We start from the raw sequence: 15,450 nt of genomic DNA, 5'->3' as shown, positions 1-15,450 counted from the left end.
TATTTTCATGGCAGAATTCATGTGCCTGTAGCATGCCATAAATGGAAGGGAACGCAGCCAATTACATATTGGAGGACAATACAAATGAATAAGCAGGATTTGAATTATAAAGAGTATGTCGAAATTGCTGAAGGGATTTACTGGGTGGGCTTTTTTGACGAAAGTGCAGGTCTTCACTGCAATCCTTACCTAATCGTAGACGGTGATGAGGCAGTGCTCATCGACAGCGGAAGCCGGGATGATTTCAGTACAGTTATGTTGAAAGTTATGCGCACGGGAATCAGTCCAGGCAAGATCAGCCGCCTGATTTATCAGCACTATGATCCGGATTTATGCGGTAATATTCCCCATATAGAAACGCTCATTAACAGCGAAGATTTAAACATCATCTCTCATCATGAAAACAATATTTTCATCAATTATTATTCCATGAGTACACCGAAGCAGTGCATTGAACAATTAGGATTTCATTTTGAATTTGCAAGCGGCAGGCGTCTTGAATTTATCAGGACGCCTTATTCCCACTCACCGGGCAGTTTCATTACTTATGATGTGAAGACGAAAACATTATTCAGCAGCGATATTTTCGGAAGCTACGATTACAACTGGGATTTATATACTAGGATCGGCGCGGAATGCAGGGACTGTACGCCCTTTAAAATCTGCCCTATCACCCGGAAAGCATGCCAGATAAAGGGCATTCTGGACTTTCACCAGCGGATTATGCCATCGAAAAAGGCACTGCAGTATGCTCTTGAACGGATCGAGGAACTGGATATTTCCCTGATCGCACCTCAGCATGGAAGTATTCTTGATAATCCTGCGGCTCAGGAAGCCGTAATCAGACAGCTGAAAGAATTGACCAATGTGGGGATTGACTATTTTCTTGAGGAGGAAGAAAATTGAGACGGACAGATGCAGCCCTGCTGGGACAAAGAATCGTATTGGAACAGCCGGGTTCGGATGAATATGTAAAAGCCCTGCTTGATCATTTTGTAAAACAGGTGGATAACCAGATTTATACCGAACTGGTCTCGGAGATCATGGAGCGGTATGTAGACGTGTCAAGACAGCTGGAAATAAAGAGCAGGGAATTGGAGAAAAGTGACTCTTCCCGCCGGGAAGCCCAGGAAATAGCACTAATAGGAAACTGGGAACTGAGCCTTGGCACAAAGAAGCTATGGTGGTCGGACACCATGTACAGAATACTGGAGACTGACCAGTCCGTAGAACCGGATCTGATGGTTTATTTTCAAAAGGTTTATCCCGATGATAAAAAACTGGTGAATCAAATTTATCATGATATGCAAAACGGAATGATGCCTGCTGAATACCGTTATCGTCTGCTGATGGAGGGAGGCCGGATCAAATGGGTTCAGATCCGGTTTGTGGGATCAAAGGATTCTGGTAGAATGTTTACCAAAGTCCATGGCACGATCCAGGACATCACCAGTGCAAAAGTGATCGAGGAAAAGCTGGAGGAATATAATCATCATTTAGAAGATCTGGTACAGAAAAAGGTGGCGGAAGTATCCGCTTCTCAGATGGCTACGATCCATGCGTTAGTAAAGCTTTCGGAGTCCAGGGATGATGAGACAGGAGAGCATATTGTCAGAACGTCACAATATTGCCGCCTCCTCGCGGAAAGGCTTTGGGAAATGGGGGCCCATCGGGAGGAAATAGACCGGGCCTTTATAGACGGTATCGCCCAGGCCAGCCCTTTGCACGACATAGGAAAGGTGGGAATTCCGGATGGAGTTCTTCTAAAGCCCGGCAAATTGACGCCGGAGGAATTTGAAATCATGAAAACTCATACCACCATCGGATATCAGACCCTGGCCAGCATTGAAAAGAAGGATACAGGAAGTGCATTCATCAAAGTCGGTAAGGAAATTACACTTTGTCATCATGAAAAATGGGATGGGAGCGGATACCCAAAGGGGCTTAAAAGGGAAGAGATTCCAATATCAGCGCGTATCATGGCTTTGGCGGATGTGTATGACGCGCTGCGCTCAAAACGCGTATATAAAGAGAGTTATTCCCACGAAAAAAGTTTGGGGATTATCACCCAGGGAAGAGGCAGTCATTTCGATCCTCTTTTAGTAGATCTTTTCCTTGAAAATGATTCCTCTTTCCGTGATATATTCGATGGGACTTTAGCCGGTAAGGAATAAACGGCTGAATGCATTTAAGTTATAAAAAGTCCGTGTTTTCCATTGCCTTTGGAGAACACGAACTTTTATATGCCATTGTTTAGATTTCGTAATAATTGGCCTGGCCATCCAGTCTTTTTTGTTCTTCCACCAGATCTGCCAGGGTAATGCCGTCTACCACATCGGAGATCGCATGATCCAGCTTTTTCCATACCATGAGTGTGGCACAATTATGGGAACGGCTGCAGGGGTTGACTTCATCTTCCAGACATGTTACGGGAACCAGACTTCCTTCTGCAAGGCGCAGGATCATGCCGACGGTATACTCCGAAGGATCCTTTGTCAGGTAATAACCGCCCTGGGCACCCCTTCTGCTTTTCACGTACCCGGCCCTGCTTAAGATGGTGACAATCTGTTCCAGATATTTATCCGATATTTCCTGGCGTTCCGCCACCTGATTGATTTTTGTGCATTCGCCCGGATGAAGCGCAAATTCAAGCATCATACGAAGGGCGTAGCGTCCCTTGGTAGAAAATTTCATGGTAAAAAATCCCCTTCCTAATTATTCTTATCTGTTTAGTAGGATATAAAAATATTGTACACGAAACCACCTGGAAAGTAAACCTCAAATTATCCGGCTTCCCAATTTATGAAAATGGATGTATACTAATACTCATTAGAGAATTTGGAAAAGATGATGCCATATTTCTCCAGTTTTGGAACGGTGATGCGGTGTCATCCTATAACATGGATTACAACCATGCCGATGAAACAAATACCAAAGGGCAGCAATGAACAGATAGGAGATAAAAAGATGAAACATGGATATATACGTGTTGCCGCAGCAACCCCTGACGTAAAGGTAGCAGACCCGGAATTTAACAGGGAGCGGATTTGTGAGCAGATAAAAGAGGGAATTAAAAGGCAGGCAAAACTCATGGTGTTTCCGGAGCTTTGTCTGACAGCCTATACCTGCGGCGATTTATTCGGGCAGGATGCCCTGTTAAGAAAGGCCCGAAAGGAGCTTAAAGAGATTTTAAAGGCAACGGAAGGCCACGATCTTCTATGCTTTATAGGCATGCCCTGGGAATGGGGCGGAAAGTTATATAATACGGCTGTTGCCATACAAAACGGAAAGATTCTTGGGATCGTACCGAAGACGAATCTGCCCAATTATTCAGAGTTTTATGAACTGCGTTATTTCCAGCCGGGAAATGAAATACCGGTGATGGTAAAATGGGAAGATGAACTGATTCCCATGGGAGCAAATATTCTTTTTGCATGTGAGGACATACCCCAGCTGGTTGTGGCTGCGGAAGTCTGCGAGGATGCATGGGTTCCAAATCCGCCGTCCATCCGTCATGCGACCGCCGGAGCGACGGTGATCGTAAACTGTTCTGCCAGCGACGAGACAACGGGTAAGGATATTTACCGGAGAAGCCTTATTACGGGACATTCTGCCAGCCTGGTATGTGGCTTCATCTATGCCAATGCAGGAGAGGGAGAGTCCACTCAGGATCTGGTGTTTGGCGGCCAGAACCTCATAGCAGAAAACGGCGCCCTGCTTGCAGAATCCAAACGTTTTGGAAATGAGACCATATACGGGGATATGGACTTGGAGAGGCTGATCCACGAAAGACGGCGGATGACCACATTTCCCCAGGCCGACCATACAAATTATACGGTAGTTTCTTTCGAAATGAAGAAAAAGGAACTGGACTTAAAGAGGTTTATTGATCCAAGGCCCTTTGTCCCGGACAATGCGAAGGAGAGGAATAGAAGATGTGAGGAAATTCTCTCCATACAGGCTATGGGCCTAAAAAAGAGGCTTGCCCATACAGGCTGCAAGCATGCAGTGATCGGAATTTCCGGAGGCTTAGATTCCACCCTTGCCCTTCTTGTGGCAGTCCGGGCCTTTGATATGCTTGAAATCCCCAGAAATCAGATCCATGCGGTGACCATGCCCTGTTTCGGAACAACGGACCGGACCTATCAGAATGCCTGCACCCTGACCAAAACCCTAGGAGCTGAGCTTATAGAGGTGAATATCAGGGAGGCCGTAAGCCTTCATTTCCGGGATATTGGACATAGGGAGGATATTCACGATGTAACCTATGAAAACTCCCAGGCCAGGGAGAGGACCCAGGTGTTAATGGATATGGCAAACAAGCTGAACGGAATGGTCATAGGAACGGGTGATATGTCTGAATTAGCCCTGGGCTGGGCGACCTATAACGGCGACCATATGTCCATGTACGGAGTCAACGCATCGGTGCCAAAGACCCTGGTGCGCCATCTGGTCCACTACTATGCGGATACCTGCGGGGAAGCTGCTTTAAGCGGTGTGCTTCTTGATGTTTTGGACACGCCTGTAAGCCCGGAACTTCTTCCGCCTCAGGATGGAGAGATTGCCCAGAAGACAGAGGACCTGGTAGGTCCCTATGAGCTTCACGATTTCTTCCTGTATCAGATCTTAAGGTTCGGCTGCCGGCCGGAGAAGGTCTACCGCATGGCGGTCTACGCTTTTACAGGAAATTATGAGAAGGAAGTCATATTAAAATGGTTAAAGGTATTTTACCGTAGATTTTTCAGCCAGCAGTTTAAGCGTTCCTGCATGCCTGACGGACCTAAGGTGGGTTCTGTTGCAGTATCCCCAAGGGGAGATTTACGCATGCCAAGTGATGCCGTAAGCCGCCTGTGGCTGGAAGAACTGGAAAATTTATAAAAGAGAGGTACATTATGATAACCAGCAGTGCCAATGCAAGGGTGAAGCAGGTGATGAACTTATCAAAGAAGGCCAAAGTCAGAAATTTAAACGGCCTCTTTGTAGCGGAAGGTCTTCGCATGTTTAAGGAAATTCCGGTGGACAGGATTGACAGCGTTTTTGTATCGGAAGGTTTTTTAAAGGATGAAGCCCATAAAAAGCTTTTGTCGGAAGTAAAATATGAGGTTGTTTCGGAGGATGTGTTTAAGGTTATGTCGGATACCCAGACGCCTCAGGGGATTTTAGCCGTTGTAAGGCAGTATGCCTTCAAGGAGAAGGACTTGCTGGCTGCACCTGGTCCTTCGTTTCTGATGATTTTGGAAAACATTCAGGACCCGGGAAATCTTGGAACGATTCTAAGGGCCGGGGAAGGAGCTGGAATCACCGGCGTGCTCATGAGCGATACTACGGCGGACGTTTATAATCCAAAGGTAATCCGCTCCACCATGGGATCAGTTTTCCGCGTTCCATTTGTTTATACGAAAGACCTTACGGCTTCTTTAAAGGCCTTAAAAGCCGGCGGTGTCAGACTGTATGCGGCACATTTAGATGGCAGGAATAATTATGAAAAAGAGGATTATACTGTTGATACAGGGTTTTTAGTGGGAAATGAAGCAAACGGCCTGACAGATGAAACGGCAGCGATGGCGGATGCTTATGTAAAGATCCCCATGAAGGGGAAGGTAGAATCCCTAAACGCGGCGGTTGCGGCTTCTGTACTGATGTTTGAGGCTGCCAGACAGCGGCGGATGTAGCTGTCAGAAAATTGTAAGGCTTTTTGCTGCAGAAATATTGAGAAATATCGGAACATATAGTATGATAGTAGTAGTTCAGCCATGTAGAGACATGTGCCCTTCGTAAATAATGTTCTATCCGACAAATTATGAATGGCATGGCTAAACGATAACGCATGTCCACAGATAGATTTGCCAGGCAGCTTTGCCTACAATGGCAGGGAAGGGGAATGATAAGATGGCAGCAGTCTATTGGCTTATTGTATTTGTAGTGCTTCTTGGAATTGAAGCGGTAACCATGGCCTTAACGACCGTTTGGTTCGCGGGAGGAGCATTGGTTGCATTTGTGCTGGCACTGTTTGGGGTAAATACCCAGGTGCAGCTGGCAGTTTTTGTAATTGTATCATTTATTCTTCTATTCTTTACCAGGCCTTTTGCTTTAAAGTATGTAAACCGGAACACGGTAAAAACCAATTGGGAAAGCCTCATTGGAAAAAAAGCCAGAGTTACGGTTGAGATTAACAATGCGGAGAGTAAAGGCGCAGCGATCCTAAACGGACAGGAATGGACGGCCAGGGCGCTGGAGGACGACAAAGTTTATCCCGTTGACGCTATGGTGGAAGTAAAGGAAATAAGAGGCGTAAAATTAATTGTGAGTATGAATCAGGAGGAATCATAGTATGGGAGCAGTTGGATTTACAGCAGTTATTATTATATTGATAGTTATTCTTGCGTTATTGTCATCCTGTATCAGGATCGTTCCCCAGGCACAGGCCCTGGTTGTAGAGCGTTTGGGTGCTTTCCTGGAAACATGGTCTGTAGGCGTTCATATTAAGATGCCTATTCTTGACCGGGTGGCTAAAAGGGTCAACTTAAAAGAGCAGGTGGCGGACTTCCCGCCTCAGCCGGTTATCACTAAGGATAACGTTACCATGAGAATTGATACGGTAGTATTTTTCCAGATCACAGACCCGAAGCTTTATGCATACGGCGTTGAGAATCCCATCATGGCCATTGAGAATCTGACCGCTACGACTCTTCGTAACATCATTGGTGACCTGGAACTGGATCAGACATTAACCTCAAGAGAGACGATCAATGCAAAGATGAGAGAAACCCTTGATATTGCCACTGACCCATGGGGAATCAAGGTAAACCGTGTGGAACTTAAAAATATCATGCCTCCGGCAGCAATTCAGGATGCCATGGAGAAACAGATGAAGGCAGAGCGGGAACGCCGTGAGGCCATCTTAAGGGCGGAAGGAGAGAAGAAATCCACCGTTCTTGTAGCGGAAGGAAAGAAAGAATCCGCTATTCTTGATGCGGAAGCTGAAAAGCAGGCTGCGATCCTTCGTGCAGAGGCAGAGAAGGAAAAGAGAATCCGTGAGTCAGAAGGCCAGGCAGAGGCGATCCTTAAGATCCAGCAGGCAAATGCCGATGGAATCCGTATGATCAAGGATGCCGGTGCGGATCAGGCAGTTTTAGTCCTTAAGAGCCTGGAGGCATTTAAGACGATTGCTGACGGTAAGGCGACCAAGATCATTATTCCTTCTGATATTCAGGGCCTGGCTGGGCTGGTTTCTTCCATTACGGAGATTCCCAAGAATCCGGTGGAATAGTTATTATACTTCCATTTAAATACACCGCAGCAGGGGGCAGATGCCCTCTTGCTGCGTTTTTGGCATAATTTCTTGATTCTGCACATGTTTGTTGGGCATAGAGGTATACCTGCAGGGTGTTTCCTTAGATAGTCTAAAAGGAGGGCTTATGGAACTGAAACTGGATTTAGGCAGAGAGTATGGACTGGTGCTTGAAGGGGGAGGGGCCAAGGGAGCTTACCAGATCGGTGCCTGGAAGGCTCTGAGGGAAGAAGGAGTAAAGATAAAGGGAGTTGCAGGTGTTTCCGTTGGCTCCTTAAACGGCGCTCTTATCTGCATGGATGATCTGGAACGGGCGGAAGAGATATGGAAGAACATTGAGTACTCTCATGTCATGTCGGTAAACGATGAAACCATAAAGGCGTTAAAGGAAAAGGATTTCAAGTCCTTAAATCTACAGGAACTGATAAGCAGCGGACTGCAGATCGTAAAGGATGGTGGATTTGATATCACTCCTCTGAAAAGTCTCATTGAAGAAGTGGTGGGAGATGAGGAAAAGCTCAGAAACTCTGACAGGGAACTTTATACCGTAACTTATTCGGTTTCAGACAGGAAGGAAATAGCTGAGGATATCATAAAAAGCGATGCAGGATCCATCAAGGATATGCTGCTAGCCAGCGCTTACTTCCTGGCTTTTAAAAATGAAAAGCTGGGCGGAAAGCGGTATATGGATGGTGGTGGAGTCAACAATGTCCCCATTAATGTTCTTCTTGATCATGGGTATGAAGACATCATTGTGATCCGCATCTATGGTCTGGGGTATGACAAAGAACGGGTGACTGAGATCCCGGAAGGGATCCATGTGTATCACATAGCACCCAGACAGGACCTTGGGGGAATCCTGGAGTTTAATAAAAAACAGACGAGAAAAAATATGACTTTGGGATATTTTGATGCAAAAAGGTTCTTATATGGCCTTTGTGGGCGTATCTATTATATTGATGCACCATATACCGAACCCTACTATTTTGATAAGATGATGTCGGAAGTGGAACTTTTTAAAATATATATGCAGGATACGCTTAATGAAGAGGGAATGGCGGCCCTGACGGGTTACCGTGCCTTTACGGAAACGATATTCCCCAAGCTTGCTGTGGAATTTAAGCTGAAGGAGGACTGGGATTACAAGGATATGTACTTAGGCCTGCTGGAAGATCTGGCAAAACGTTTGAAGGTCAAACGCTTCCGGATTTATACAGTGGATCAGCTGATGGAGGAGATCAGAAAGAAGCTCCGGTCCCTTGATAAGGTGAAACCGCCGCGTCAGGGGGATATAGTCTGAAAGAATACAACTTCCACACCTTTTTTATAAATAGACTAGATCAGCAGGTATATATCCTTAATGCATTAATATACAAAAATAAAAAAAGTATTGCATAACTATGCGAGATACACTATAATAATGTATAAAAATACAAATAGAAAAGCGGAGGATGCAATATGAACTTAAAAGGAAGAAATTTTATCACATTAAAGGATTATTCACCGGAAGAGATTGGATACCTGCTGGACTTAGCCGCTGATTTAAAAGCCAAGAAAAAACAGGGGATCACTGGGAACTCCCTGAAGGGGAAAAACATTGCTCTTATTTTTGAAAAGCCGTCAACCCGCACCAGATGTTCTTTTGTGGTCGCTGCGGTTGATGAAGGCGCACACCCGGAATATTTAGGAAAAGATGATATTCAGCTTGGACATAAGGAAAGCGTGGAAGATACGGCAAGAGTTTTGGGAAGGGTATTTGACGGAATCGAATTCCGCGGATTTAAGCATAAGACCGTGGAAGATCTGGCTAAATATGCAGGTGTTCCGGTGTGGAACGGGCTGACTGATGATTATCATCCAACACAGATACTGGCAGACCTTCTTACGATGAAAGAACATTTCGGATATTTAAAGGGACTCCGCTTCGTATACGCAGGGGATGGACGTAATAACATGGCGAACAGCCTGATGATCGGTATGAGCAAGATGGGTGTTCATTTTACCATCCTGGCTCCTAAGTGCCTTTGGCCTAATAATGAGCTGGTAGAATTATGCCAGGGTTATGCCGGGGATAGCGGAAGTACCATCACTCTGACAGAGGATACGGATGCGGTTAAAGATGCAGATACCATTTATACCGATGTATGGTGCTCCATGGGCGAAGAGGACAAGGCTGCCCAGCGTATTACACTTTTAAAACCATATCAGGTGAATAAGGATCTGATGGAAAAAACAGGGAAAGATACTACCATATTTATGCACTGCCTGCCGGCCGTCAAAGGAAATGAAGTAACAGAGGATGTCTTTGAATCCGGCGCATCTGTGGTATTTGATGAAGCAGAAAACAGAATGCACACTATTAAGGCGGTAATGGTGGCAACGTTAGGAGAGTAGAACATGTATATACAAGAACGAGGAAGAAGCCTAAGAAACGCTTCCATGATTGTGGATGTCTTCCATATTGTAGTAGGAATCCTGATTGTAACATTGGCAGTCATATCATTTTTAAACCCGGAAGATCATATGTTTCTGTTCCCGGTAATATTTTTTCTGGCCGGCATGCTTAATCTGGTCAACGGGATTTATAAAATCAGGCTTAGCGGCAGAGAGAAAAAGAAGAAGGCGGCAGGCATTGCTGTCCTCATGTTCGGATTTCTTCTTATCGCCCTTACTGTAATCAGTGCGGTGAGCATCTGGTGGAGGTGATATCAATGAAAACTGAGATTCTTAAGCTGCTTAAGGAGAGTGACGGCTACTTATCCGGGCAGGAGCTGTGCGGCCGCTTTGGGGTTTCCAGGACGGCCATTTGGAAAGCCATCCGCCAGCTTGAAGAAGAGGGATATCAAATTGAGGCGGTTCGAAATAAAGGGTATCATTTCATCGGTTCTTGTGATATAATGACGAAAACGGAGATTAAAAGCTGTATCAAAGGGAAATTTGGCCGGGACGTGGAATACCACGAGGTCATTGATTCCACTAACATAAGGGCCAGGCGTCTGGCAGAAGAAGGAGCTTCCAGTGGAACCCTTGTTGTGTCTGACTGCCAGAGCGCTGGGCGGGGCAGAAGAGGCCGCGCCTGGGTGTCCCCATCCGGGAAGAACATATTTATGAGCTTGATCCTAAGGCCGGATATTCTTCCAGCTTCCGCTTCCATGATTACACTGGTAGCCGCCCTGGCGGTCTATGACGGGATAAAAAACGTTACAGGCCTTGATACCGGCATTAAGTGGCCGAATGATATTGTGGCAAATGGGAAAAAACTATGCGGTATTTTGACAGAAATGAGCGCCGAACTGGAAGGAATCCATTATGTCGTAGTGGGGATCGGTATCAACGTCAATATGGAAGAATTTGCGGAAGAGGTAAGTCAGATGGCCACCTCCCTGCTTCTGGAAACAGGAGAAAAGGTGAGAAGAAGCCGGTTGGTTGCCGCTATTATGGAGGCATTTGAACAATATTATGAAGAATTTATCAGCCAGGGTGATTTATCCGGGCTGATAAGTGTCTATAATAAGCATATGGTCAATACGGGAAAGGAAGTAAGAATTCTGGACAGATCAGGTGATTATACTGGCGTGGCCCTGGGAATTAATGAAAAGGGAGAGCTTCTTGTGGAAGTACAGCCGGGAGAGGTAAAACATGTGATCTCCGGAGAGGTATCTGTCCGGGGAATCTATGGATATGTGTAATGAAGAACCATACGCTTTATGATCAATTACAGGTTTTAGAACCCCAGGAAAAAGAACTGGACGCCAGAGAGCGTATAAAGGCCATGGAACGCCCGCTTCTATCCTGGTACAGGGAGCATGCCAGGGCCCTTCCATGGAGGGACAAGCCGGAACCATACCGGGTATGGATATCGGAAATCATGCTCCAGCAGACCAGAGTGGAGGCTGTAAAACCTTATTTCCAGCGTTTTATGGAGGCCTTACCGGGAATCAATGATCTGGCGGCAGTGCCCGAAGACCGGTTACTGAAACTCTGGGAAGGGCTTGGCTATTACAGCAGGGCAAAAAATCTAAAGAAAACAGCAGAGCTTCTTGTAGAGCAGTATGGCGGAGAGCTTCCGGCATCCTACGAGGAGCTTAAAAAGCTTCCGGGGATCGGGTCTTACACCGCAGGTGCGATTGCATCCATCGCTTTTGGCATTCCGGTCCCGGCGGTTGACGGCAATGTTTTGCGGGTGGTTTCCAGAGTAACAGGCAGCAGGGAAGATATATTAAAGCAGGCAGTCAAAAGACGTATGGAAGAGGAATTAAAAGCAGTAATGCCAGAACAGGCTGCCAGCTCTTATAATCAGGGCCTCATTGAAATCGGAGCGATTGTCTGTGTGCCAAACGGTTCGCCCCTGTGCAGCCAATGTCCCCTGGCCTCCATCTGCATTGCCAGGATCAAGGACCTTACCGGTGAGATTCCGGTGAAAACGCCTAAAAAGGCCCGCAAGGCGGAGGATAAGACGGTAATGCTCCTGTGGCAGGATGGACGGGTTGCCATCCGCAAGCGGGATGATACAGGGCTTTTGGCTTCTCTTTATGAGTTCCCCAATGTGGAGGGACATTTAGAAGAGGAAGCGCTGCTTGCCAGGCTGGGAGTAGAGGAGGCCAAAATAACGCCTCTTCCTGCTGCAAAGCATGTATTCAGCCATGTGGAATGGCATATGATAGGATTTCGGATTGAACTTGGAGAACGGCCCAATGGAGATTTTTTATGGGTTACTGCGGAAGATTTAGAAAAAACTTATTCCCTGCCAGGTGCATTTAAGACGTATACAAAATTGATCAGGTGATATAATGAAAAAGATTCTATTTATATTTAATCCGCGTTCCGGGAAGGCTCAGATCAGGAACAAGCTGATGGATATCCTGGATATTTTTACAAAGGCCGGCTATGAATTGCTGGTTCATGTGACACAGCGGACAGGTGATGCAATGGAGGCTGCTGCAGCATACGGGGAAAGTGTTGATCTGGTTGTGTGCAGCGGAGGAGACGGGACTTTGAATGAAACCATAAGCGGTCTCATGAAATTGGATAATATCCCAAACCTGGGATATATCCCTGCCGGTTCCACCAATGATTTTGCTTCCAGCTTAAAGATTTCCAAAAGCATGGTAAAAGCGGCGGAAGCGGCTGTTTTTGGCGAGCCTTTTCCCATTGATATCGGCTGTTTCTGCGGGGACAGGCACTTTGTGTATATTGCAGCGTTCGGGGCCTTTACAGAGGTTTCTTATTTAACCCCTCAGGATAAGAAGAACGTCCTGGGGCATCAGGCGTATATGCTGGAAGGAATGAAGAGCCTGGCTTCCATACAGTCCTATGAGATGCGGATTGAGTGTGGAGAGTGCCCTGAGGGCGTGGGCAGGAAAGAGGATATGGTACTGGAGGGGGAGTTTATTTTCGGCATGATTACCAATACCATGAGCGTCGGGGGTTTTAAAGGGCTTGTGACTCAGGATGTGGCTCTTGACGACGGTGAATTTGAAGTGCTGTTGATACGAACACCCAAAACTCCTCTGGATTTGACCAACATCATTAATTACATGTTTTTGAAGGAAGAACCAAATGAATACGTCCATAAATTTCGGACAAGGTCTTTGAAAATTCTCTCAAAAGAGCCTATTGACTGGGTATTAGATGGGGAATTCGGCGGGACCAGGAGGGAAGTAAACATCATAAATTTAAAGAAAAGAATCCGTATTATGAGAAAAACGCCGAAAAAGCAATAAAACTGCTATTTTGACAGAAATATGTTGAAATATGGATTCCGGTAGTATATAATGAAAAGTTGTGTGGGCTTTATGTATACCTCTTAGCGAAAGGACGTTATTAAGTGGAAAAGGATAATTTTTTAGATAAGCTTGGAAAACTGGTCGAACTTGCAAAAACGAAGCAAAATGCGTTGGACGTAACGGAGATTAATAACTTCTTTATGGGGGAAGAACTGACAACTGAGCAGATGGATCAGATTTATACGTACCTGGAGAATCGCGGCGTAGACGTGATCCCGGTCATTGACGATTCCGTTTTAACTGATGATGTGCTCATGTCAGACGACCTGCTTTTGGATGATGATCTTGATGACGGCTTTATTAAGGAAATGGATGAAGAAGATATTGATCTTGACGCCATTGACTTGCTGGAGGGCATCGGAACGGAAGACCCTGTCCGCATGTACCTGAAGGAAATTGGCACGGTGCCACTTTTGAATGCAGAGGAAGAACTGCGCCTTGCTAAGAGAAAAGCGGATGGTGATGATGATGCCAAAGAGCGCTTGATCGAAGCAAACCTTCGCCTTGTAGTCAGCATAGCAAAGCGTTATACAGGCCGTGGAATGAGTTTCCTTGATTTGGTTCAGGAAGGAAATTTAGGCCTTATTAAAGGCGTGGAAAAATTTGATTATACCAAAGGTTATAAATTAAGTACATATGCTACCTGGTGGATACGCCAGTCTGTAACCAGAGCCCTTGCAGACCAGGCCAGAACAATCCGTGTGCCTGTGCATATGGTGGAAACGATTAATAAGATGTCTAAGATGCAGAGAAAGCTGACTCTTGAGCTTGGATATGAGCCGTCTGTTTCAGAACTGGCGGAAGCTCTTGACATGACAGAAGATAAGGTTATGGAGATTATGCAGATCGCCAGAGAACCTGCATCCCTTGAAACTCCTATTGGTGAGGAAGATGATTCCAACCTGGGAGATTTCGTGGCTGATAATAATGTTGTAACTCCGGAAGGCAACGTAGAATCCGTTATGCTGAGAGAGCACATTGATGCTCTTCTTGGAGATTTAAAGGAGAGAGAACGTCAGGTGATCGTACTCAGATTTGGATTAGAGGATGGCCATCCCCGTACTTTGGAAGAAGTTGGAAAAGAGTTTAATGTTACCCGGGAGCGTATCAGGCAGATAGAAGCGAAGGCTCTTAGAAAGCTAAGAAATCCTGTTCGCAGTAAAAGGATCAGGGATTTCCTATAGGAAACAAGAGGCGTTGCAGGCTGCTGCAGACGCCTTTTTGTGCTTTTGAAAACAGCAGGGAAGGAGCTACCATGAACCAGAGGAATTATCAGAAGGAATTGGATCAGATCATTGCAGGATTAGAGGAACAGGGAAAGGTTCCCAGGCTGCTTTTACACAGCTGTTGTGCGCCTTGCAGCAGTTATGTGCTGGAATATTTATCCCGCTATTTTGAAATAACCGTGTATTTCTATAATCCCAATATAGATCAGCCGATGGAATACAAAAGACGGGTGAAAGAGCAGGAAAGGCTCATTGCATCTATGGATTTTATTCATCCTGTAACTTTGGAAACAGGAGCTTATGAACCGGAAGAATTTCACCGGATTGTGAGAGGTCTTGAAAGGGTGCCGGAAGGCGGCGCCAGATGTTTTAAATGCTATGAACTGCGCCTCCAGGAGGCTGCAAAGGTTGCTCAGGCCGGGCGCTTTGATTATTTCACCACCACTCTGTCCATAAGCCCTTTAAAGAATGCGGAAAAGCTCAATGAGATCGGTGAGAAGCTTGCAAAGGAGTATCGTGTTGCTTATCTTCCCTCTGATTTCAAGAAAAAAAATGGATTTAAGCGTTCTGTAGAGCTTTCTGAGAAATATGGTCTATACAGGCAGGATTACTGCGGCTGTATCTATTCCCAGAAAGAAACGCAGGAGCTTTCGGAAATTTCTTAGCCAGGAAAATGCTTTGTAAAATATGTAAAAAGACATACTGGTTTGTCTTGACACAAATTGGATATTGTTATAAAATTAACTGCAAGGAGTATAAAAAATTGAGGATAAAGGAGATAAAAATATGTTATCAAAAACACTGACCGTAGTAAATCCATCCGGACTTCATTTAAGACCAGCAGGAGTTCTTTCTCAGACAGCAATGAAATTTAAATCCGATGTAATCATCGAATATGGAGAGAAGAGAATCGTTGCTAAGAGCGTGTTAAACGTTATGGCAGCCGGAATTAAGTGCGGAACAGAGATCAAATTAATCTGTGAAGGCGAAGATGAGGCAGCTGCAATGAAAACCATGACGGAAGCAATTGAAAGCGGACTTGGAGAAATGTAATTCAGTTTTGATTTTTAAAAAAAGTTTGTATAAGCCCTGGGAAGAAATTCCCGGGGCTTTTTCTGTGTTAAAAAGGGTGGGATTATGAGGAAAA

At 45.5% G+C, this 15,450-nt stretch carries 16 protein-coding genes; 15 read left to right on the top strand and 1 reads right to left on the bottom strand.

The window, feature by feature from the left end; genetic code table 11:
- The first annotated feature begins 84 nt into the window (after window positions 1-84).
- Window positions 85-906, top strand: coding sequence for an oxygen-binding di-iron domain-containing protein (locus tag BMX69_RS10385; RefSeq protein ID WP_100042297.1), 822 nt, complete (start codon window positions 85-87; stop codon window positions 904-906).
- Window positions 903-2,174, top strand: a complete 1,272-nt coding sequence (locus BMX69_RS10380; RefSeq protein WP_100042296.1) for an HD-GYP domain-containing protein — start codon at window positions 903-905, stop codon at window positions 2,172-2,174. Before BMX69_RS10385 ends, BMX69_RS10380 begins: the two co-directional genes overlap by 4 nt.
- Window positions 2,175-2,253: 79 nt before the next feature.
- Here the strand turns inward: BMX69_RS10380 and BMX69_RS10375 are convergent, their stop codons facing one another.
- Window positions 2,254-2,694 (bottom strand): RrF2 family transcriptional regulator, encoded by a 441-nt coding sequence (locus BMX69_RS10375; RefSeq protein ID WP_025233674.1) that lies wholly within the window; start codon window positions 2,692-2,694, stop codon window positions 2,254-2,256.
- Window positions 2,695-2,967: 273 nt separating this feature from the next.
- On the opposite strand from BMX69_RS10375, the gene BMX69_RS10370 reads away from it, so the two are divergent.
- The 13 genes from BMX69_RS10370 (at window position 2,968) to BMX69_RS10310 (ending at window position 15,356) form a co-directional block, all read left to right on the top strand.
- Window positions 2,968-4,878, top strand: coding sequence for an NAD(+) synthase (locus BMX69_RS10370; protein WP_054790019.1), 1,911 nt, complete (start codon window positions 2,968-2,970; stop codon window positions 4,876-4,878).
- A gap of 14 nt (window positions 4,879-4,892) precedes the next feature.
- On the top strand, window positions 4,893-5,672 hold the full coding sequence (locus BMX69_RS10365; RefSeq protein ID WP_100042295.1) for a TrmH family RNA methyltransferase: 780 nt from the start codon (window positions 4,893-4,895) through the stop codon (window positions 5,670-5,672).
- Window positions 5,673-5,889: 217 nt separating this feature from the next.
- Window positions 5,890-6,330, top strand: coding sequence for an NfeD family protein (locus BMX69_RS10360; protein ID WP_100043821.1), 441 nt, complete (start codon window positions 5,890-5,892; stop codon window positions 6,328-6,330).
- Between the two features lies 1 nt (window position 6,331).
- Entirely contained in the window at window positions 6,332-7,270 is a 939-nt protein-coding gene (locus BMX69_RS10355; protein WP_054789922.1) for an SPFH domain-containing protein, read from the top strand.
- Window positions 7,271-7,418: 148 nt separating this feature from the next.
- Window positions 7,419-8,591: a patatin-like phospholipase family protein gene (locus BMX69_RS10350; RefSeq protein WP_100042294.1), complete on the top strand. Its 1,173-nt coding sequence runs from the start codon at window positions 7,419-7,421 to the stop codon at window positions 8,589-8,591.
- A gap of 158 nt (window positions 8,592-8,749) precedes the next feature.
- Window positions 8,750-9,685: an ornithine carbamoyltransferase gene (gene argF, locus BMX69_RS10345; RefSeq protein WP_100042293.1), complete on the top strand. Its 936-nt coding sequence runs from the start codon at window positions 8,750-8,752 to the stop codon at window positions 9,683-9,685.
- 3 nt (window positions 9,686-9,688) lie between these two features.
- Complete coding sequence (locus tag BMX69_RS10340) at window positions 9,689-9,997, top strand: DUF6637 family protein (protein WP_100042292.1); 309 nt, start codon at window positions 9,689-9,691, stop codon at window positions 9,995-9,997.
- A gap of 5 nt (window positions 9,998-10,002) precedes the next feature.
- Window positions 10,003-10,980, top strand: coding sequence for a biotin--[acetyl-CoA-carboxylase] ligase (locus BMX69_RS10335; protein ID WP_100042291.1), 978 nt, complete (start codon window positions 10,003-10,005; stop codon window positions 10,978-10,980).
- A complete protein-coding gene (gene mutY, locus BMX69_RS10330; RefSeq protein WP_100042290.1) occupies window positions 10,980-12,077 on the top strand; it encodes an A/G-specific adenine glycosylase in 1,098 nt (365 codons plus the stop codon). Before BMX69_RS10335 ends, mutY begins: the two co-directional genes overlap by 1 nt.
- Before the next feature lie 4 nt (window positions 12,078-12,081).
- A complete protein-coding gene (locus BMX69_RS10325) occupies window positions 12,082-13,014 on the top strand; it encodes a diacylglycerol/lipid kinase family protein (RefSeq protein WP_054789923.1) in 933 nt (310 codons plus the stop codon).
- A 104-nt stretch (window positions 13,015-13,118) separates the two neighbouring features.
- Complete coding sequence (gene rpoD / locus BMX69_RS10320) at window positions 13,119-14,261, top strand: RNA polymerase sigma factor RpoD (RefSeq protein ID WP_025233662.1); 1,143 nt, start codon at window positions 13,119-13,121, stop codon at window positions 14,259-14,261.
- Between the two features lie 71 nt (window positions 14,262-14,332).
- The gene (locus BMX69_RS10315; protein WP_054789924.1) at window positions 14,333-14,968 is read left to right on the top strand and encodes an epoxyqueuosine reductase QueH; all 636 of its coding nucleotides are present in this window, start codon (window positions 14,333-14,335) and stop codon (window positions 14,966-14,968) included.
- 121 nt (window positions 14,969-15,089) lie between these two features.
- Window positions 15,090-15,356, top strand: a complete 267-nt coding sequence (locus BMX69_RS10310) for an HPr family phosphocarrier protein (protein ID WP_025233660.1) — start codon at window positions 15,090-15,092, stop codon at window positions 15,354-15,356.
- The last annotated feature ends 94 nt before the right edge of the window (window positions 15,357-15,450 follow it).

The sequence above is a fragment of the Lacrimispora sphenoides JCM 1415 genome, assembly GCF_900105615.1.
GTDB classification, from domain to species: domain Bacteria; phylum Bacillota; class Clostridia; order Lachnospirales; family Lachnospiraceae; genus Lacrimispora; species Lacrimispora sphenoides.
This window is presented reverse-complemented; position numbering and strand designations above follow the sequence as displayed.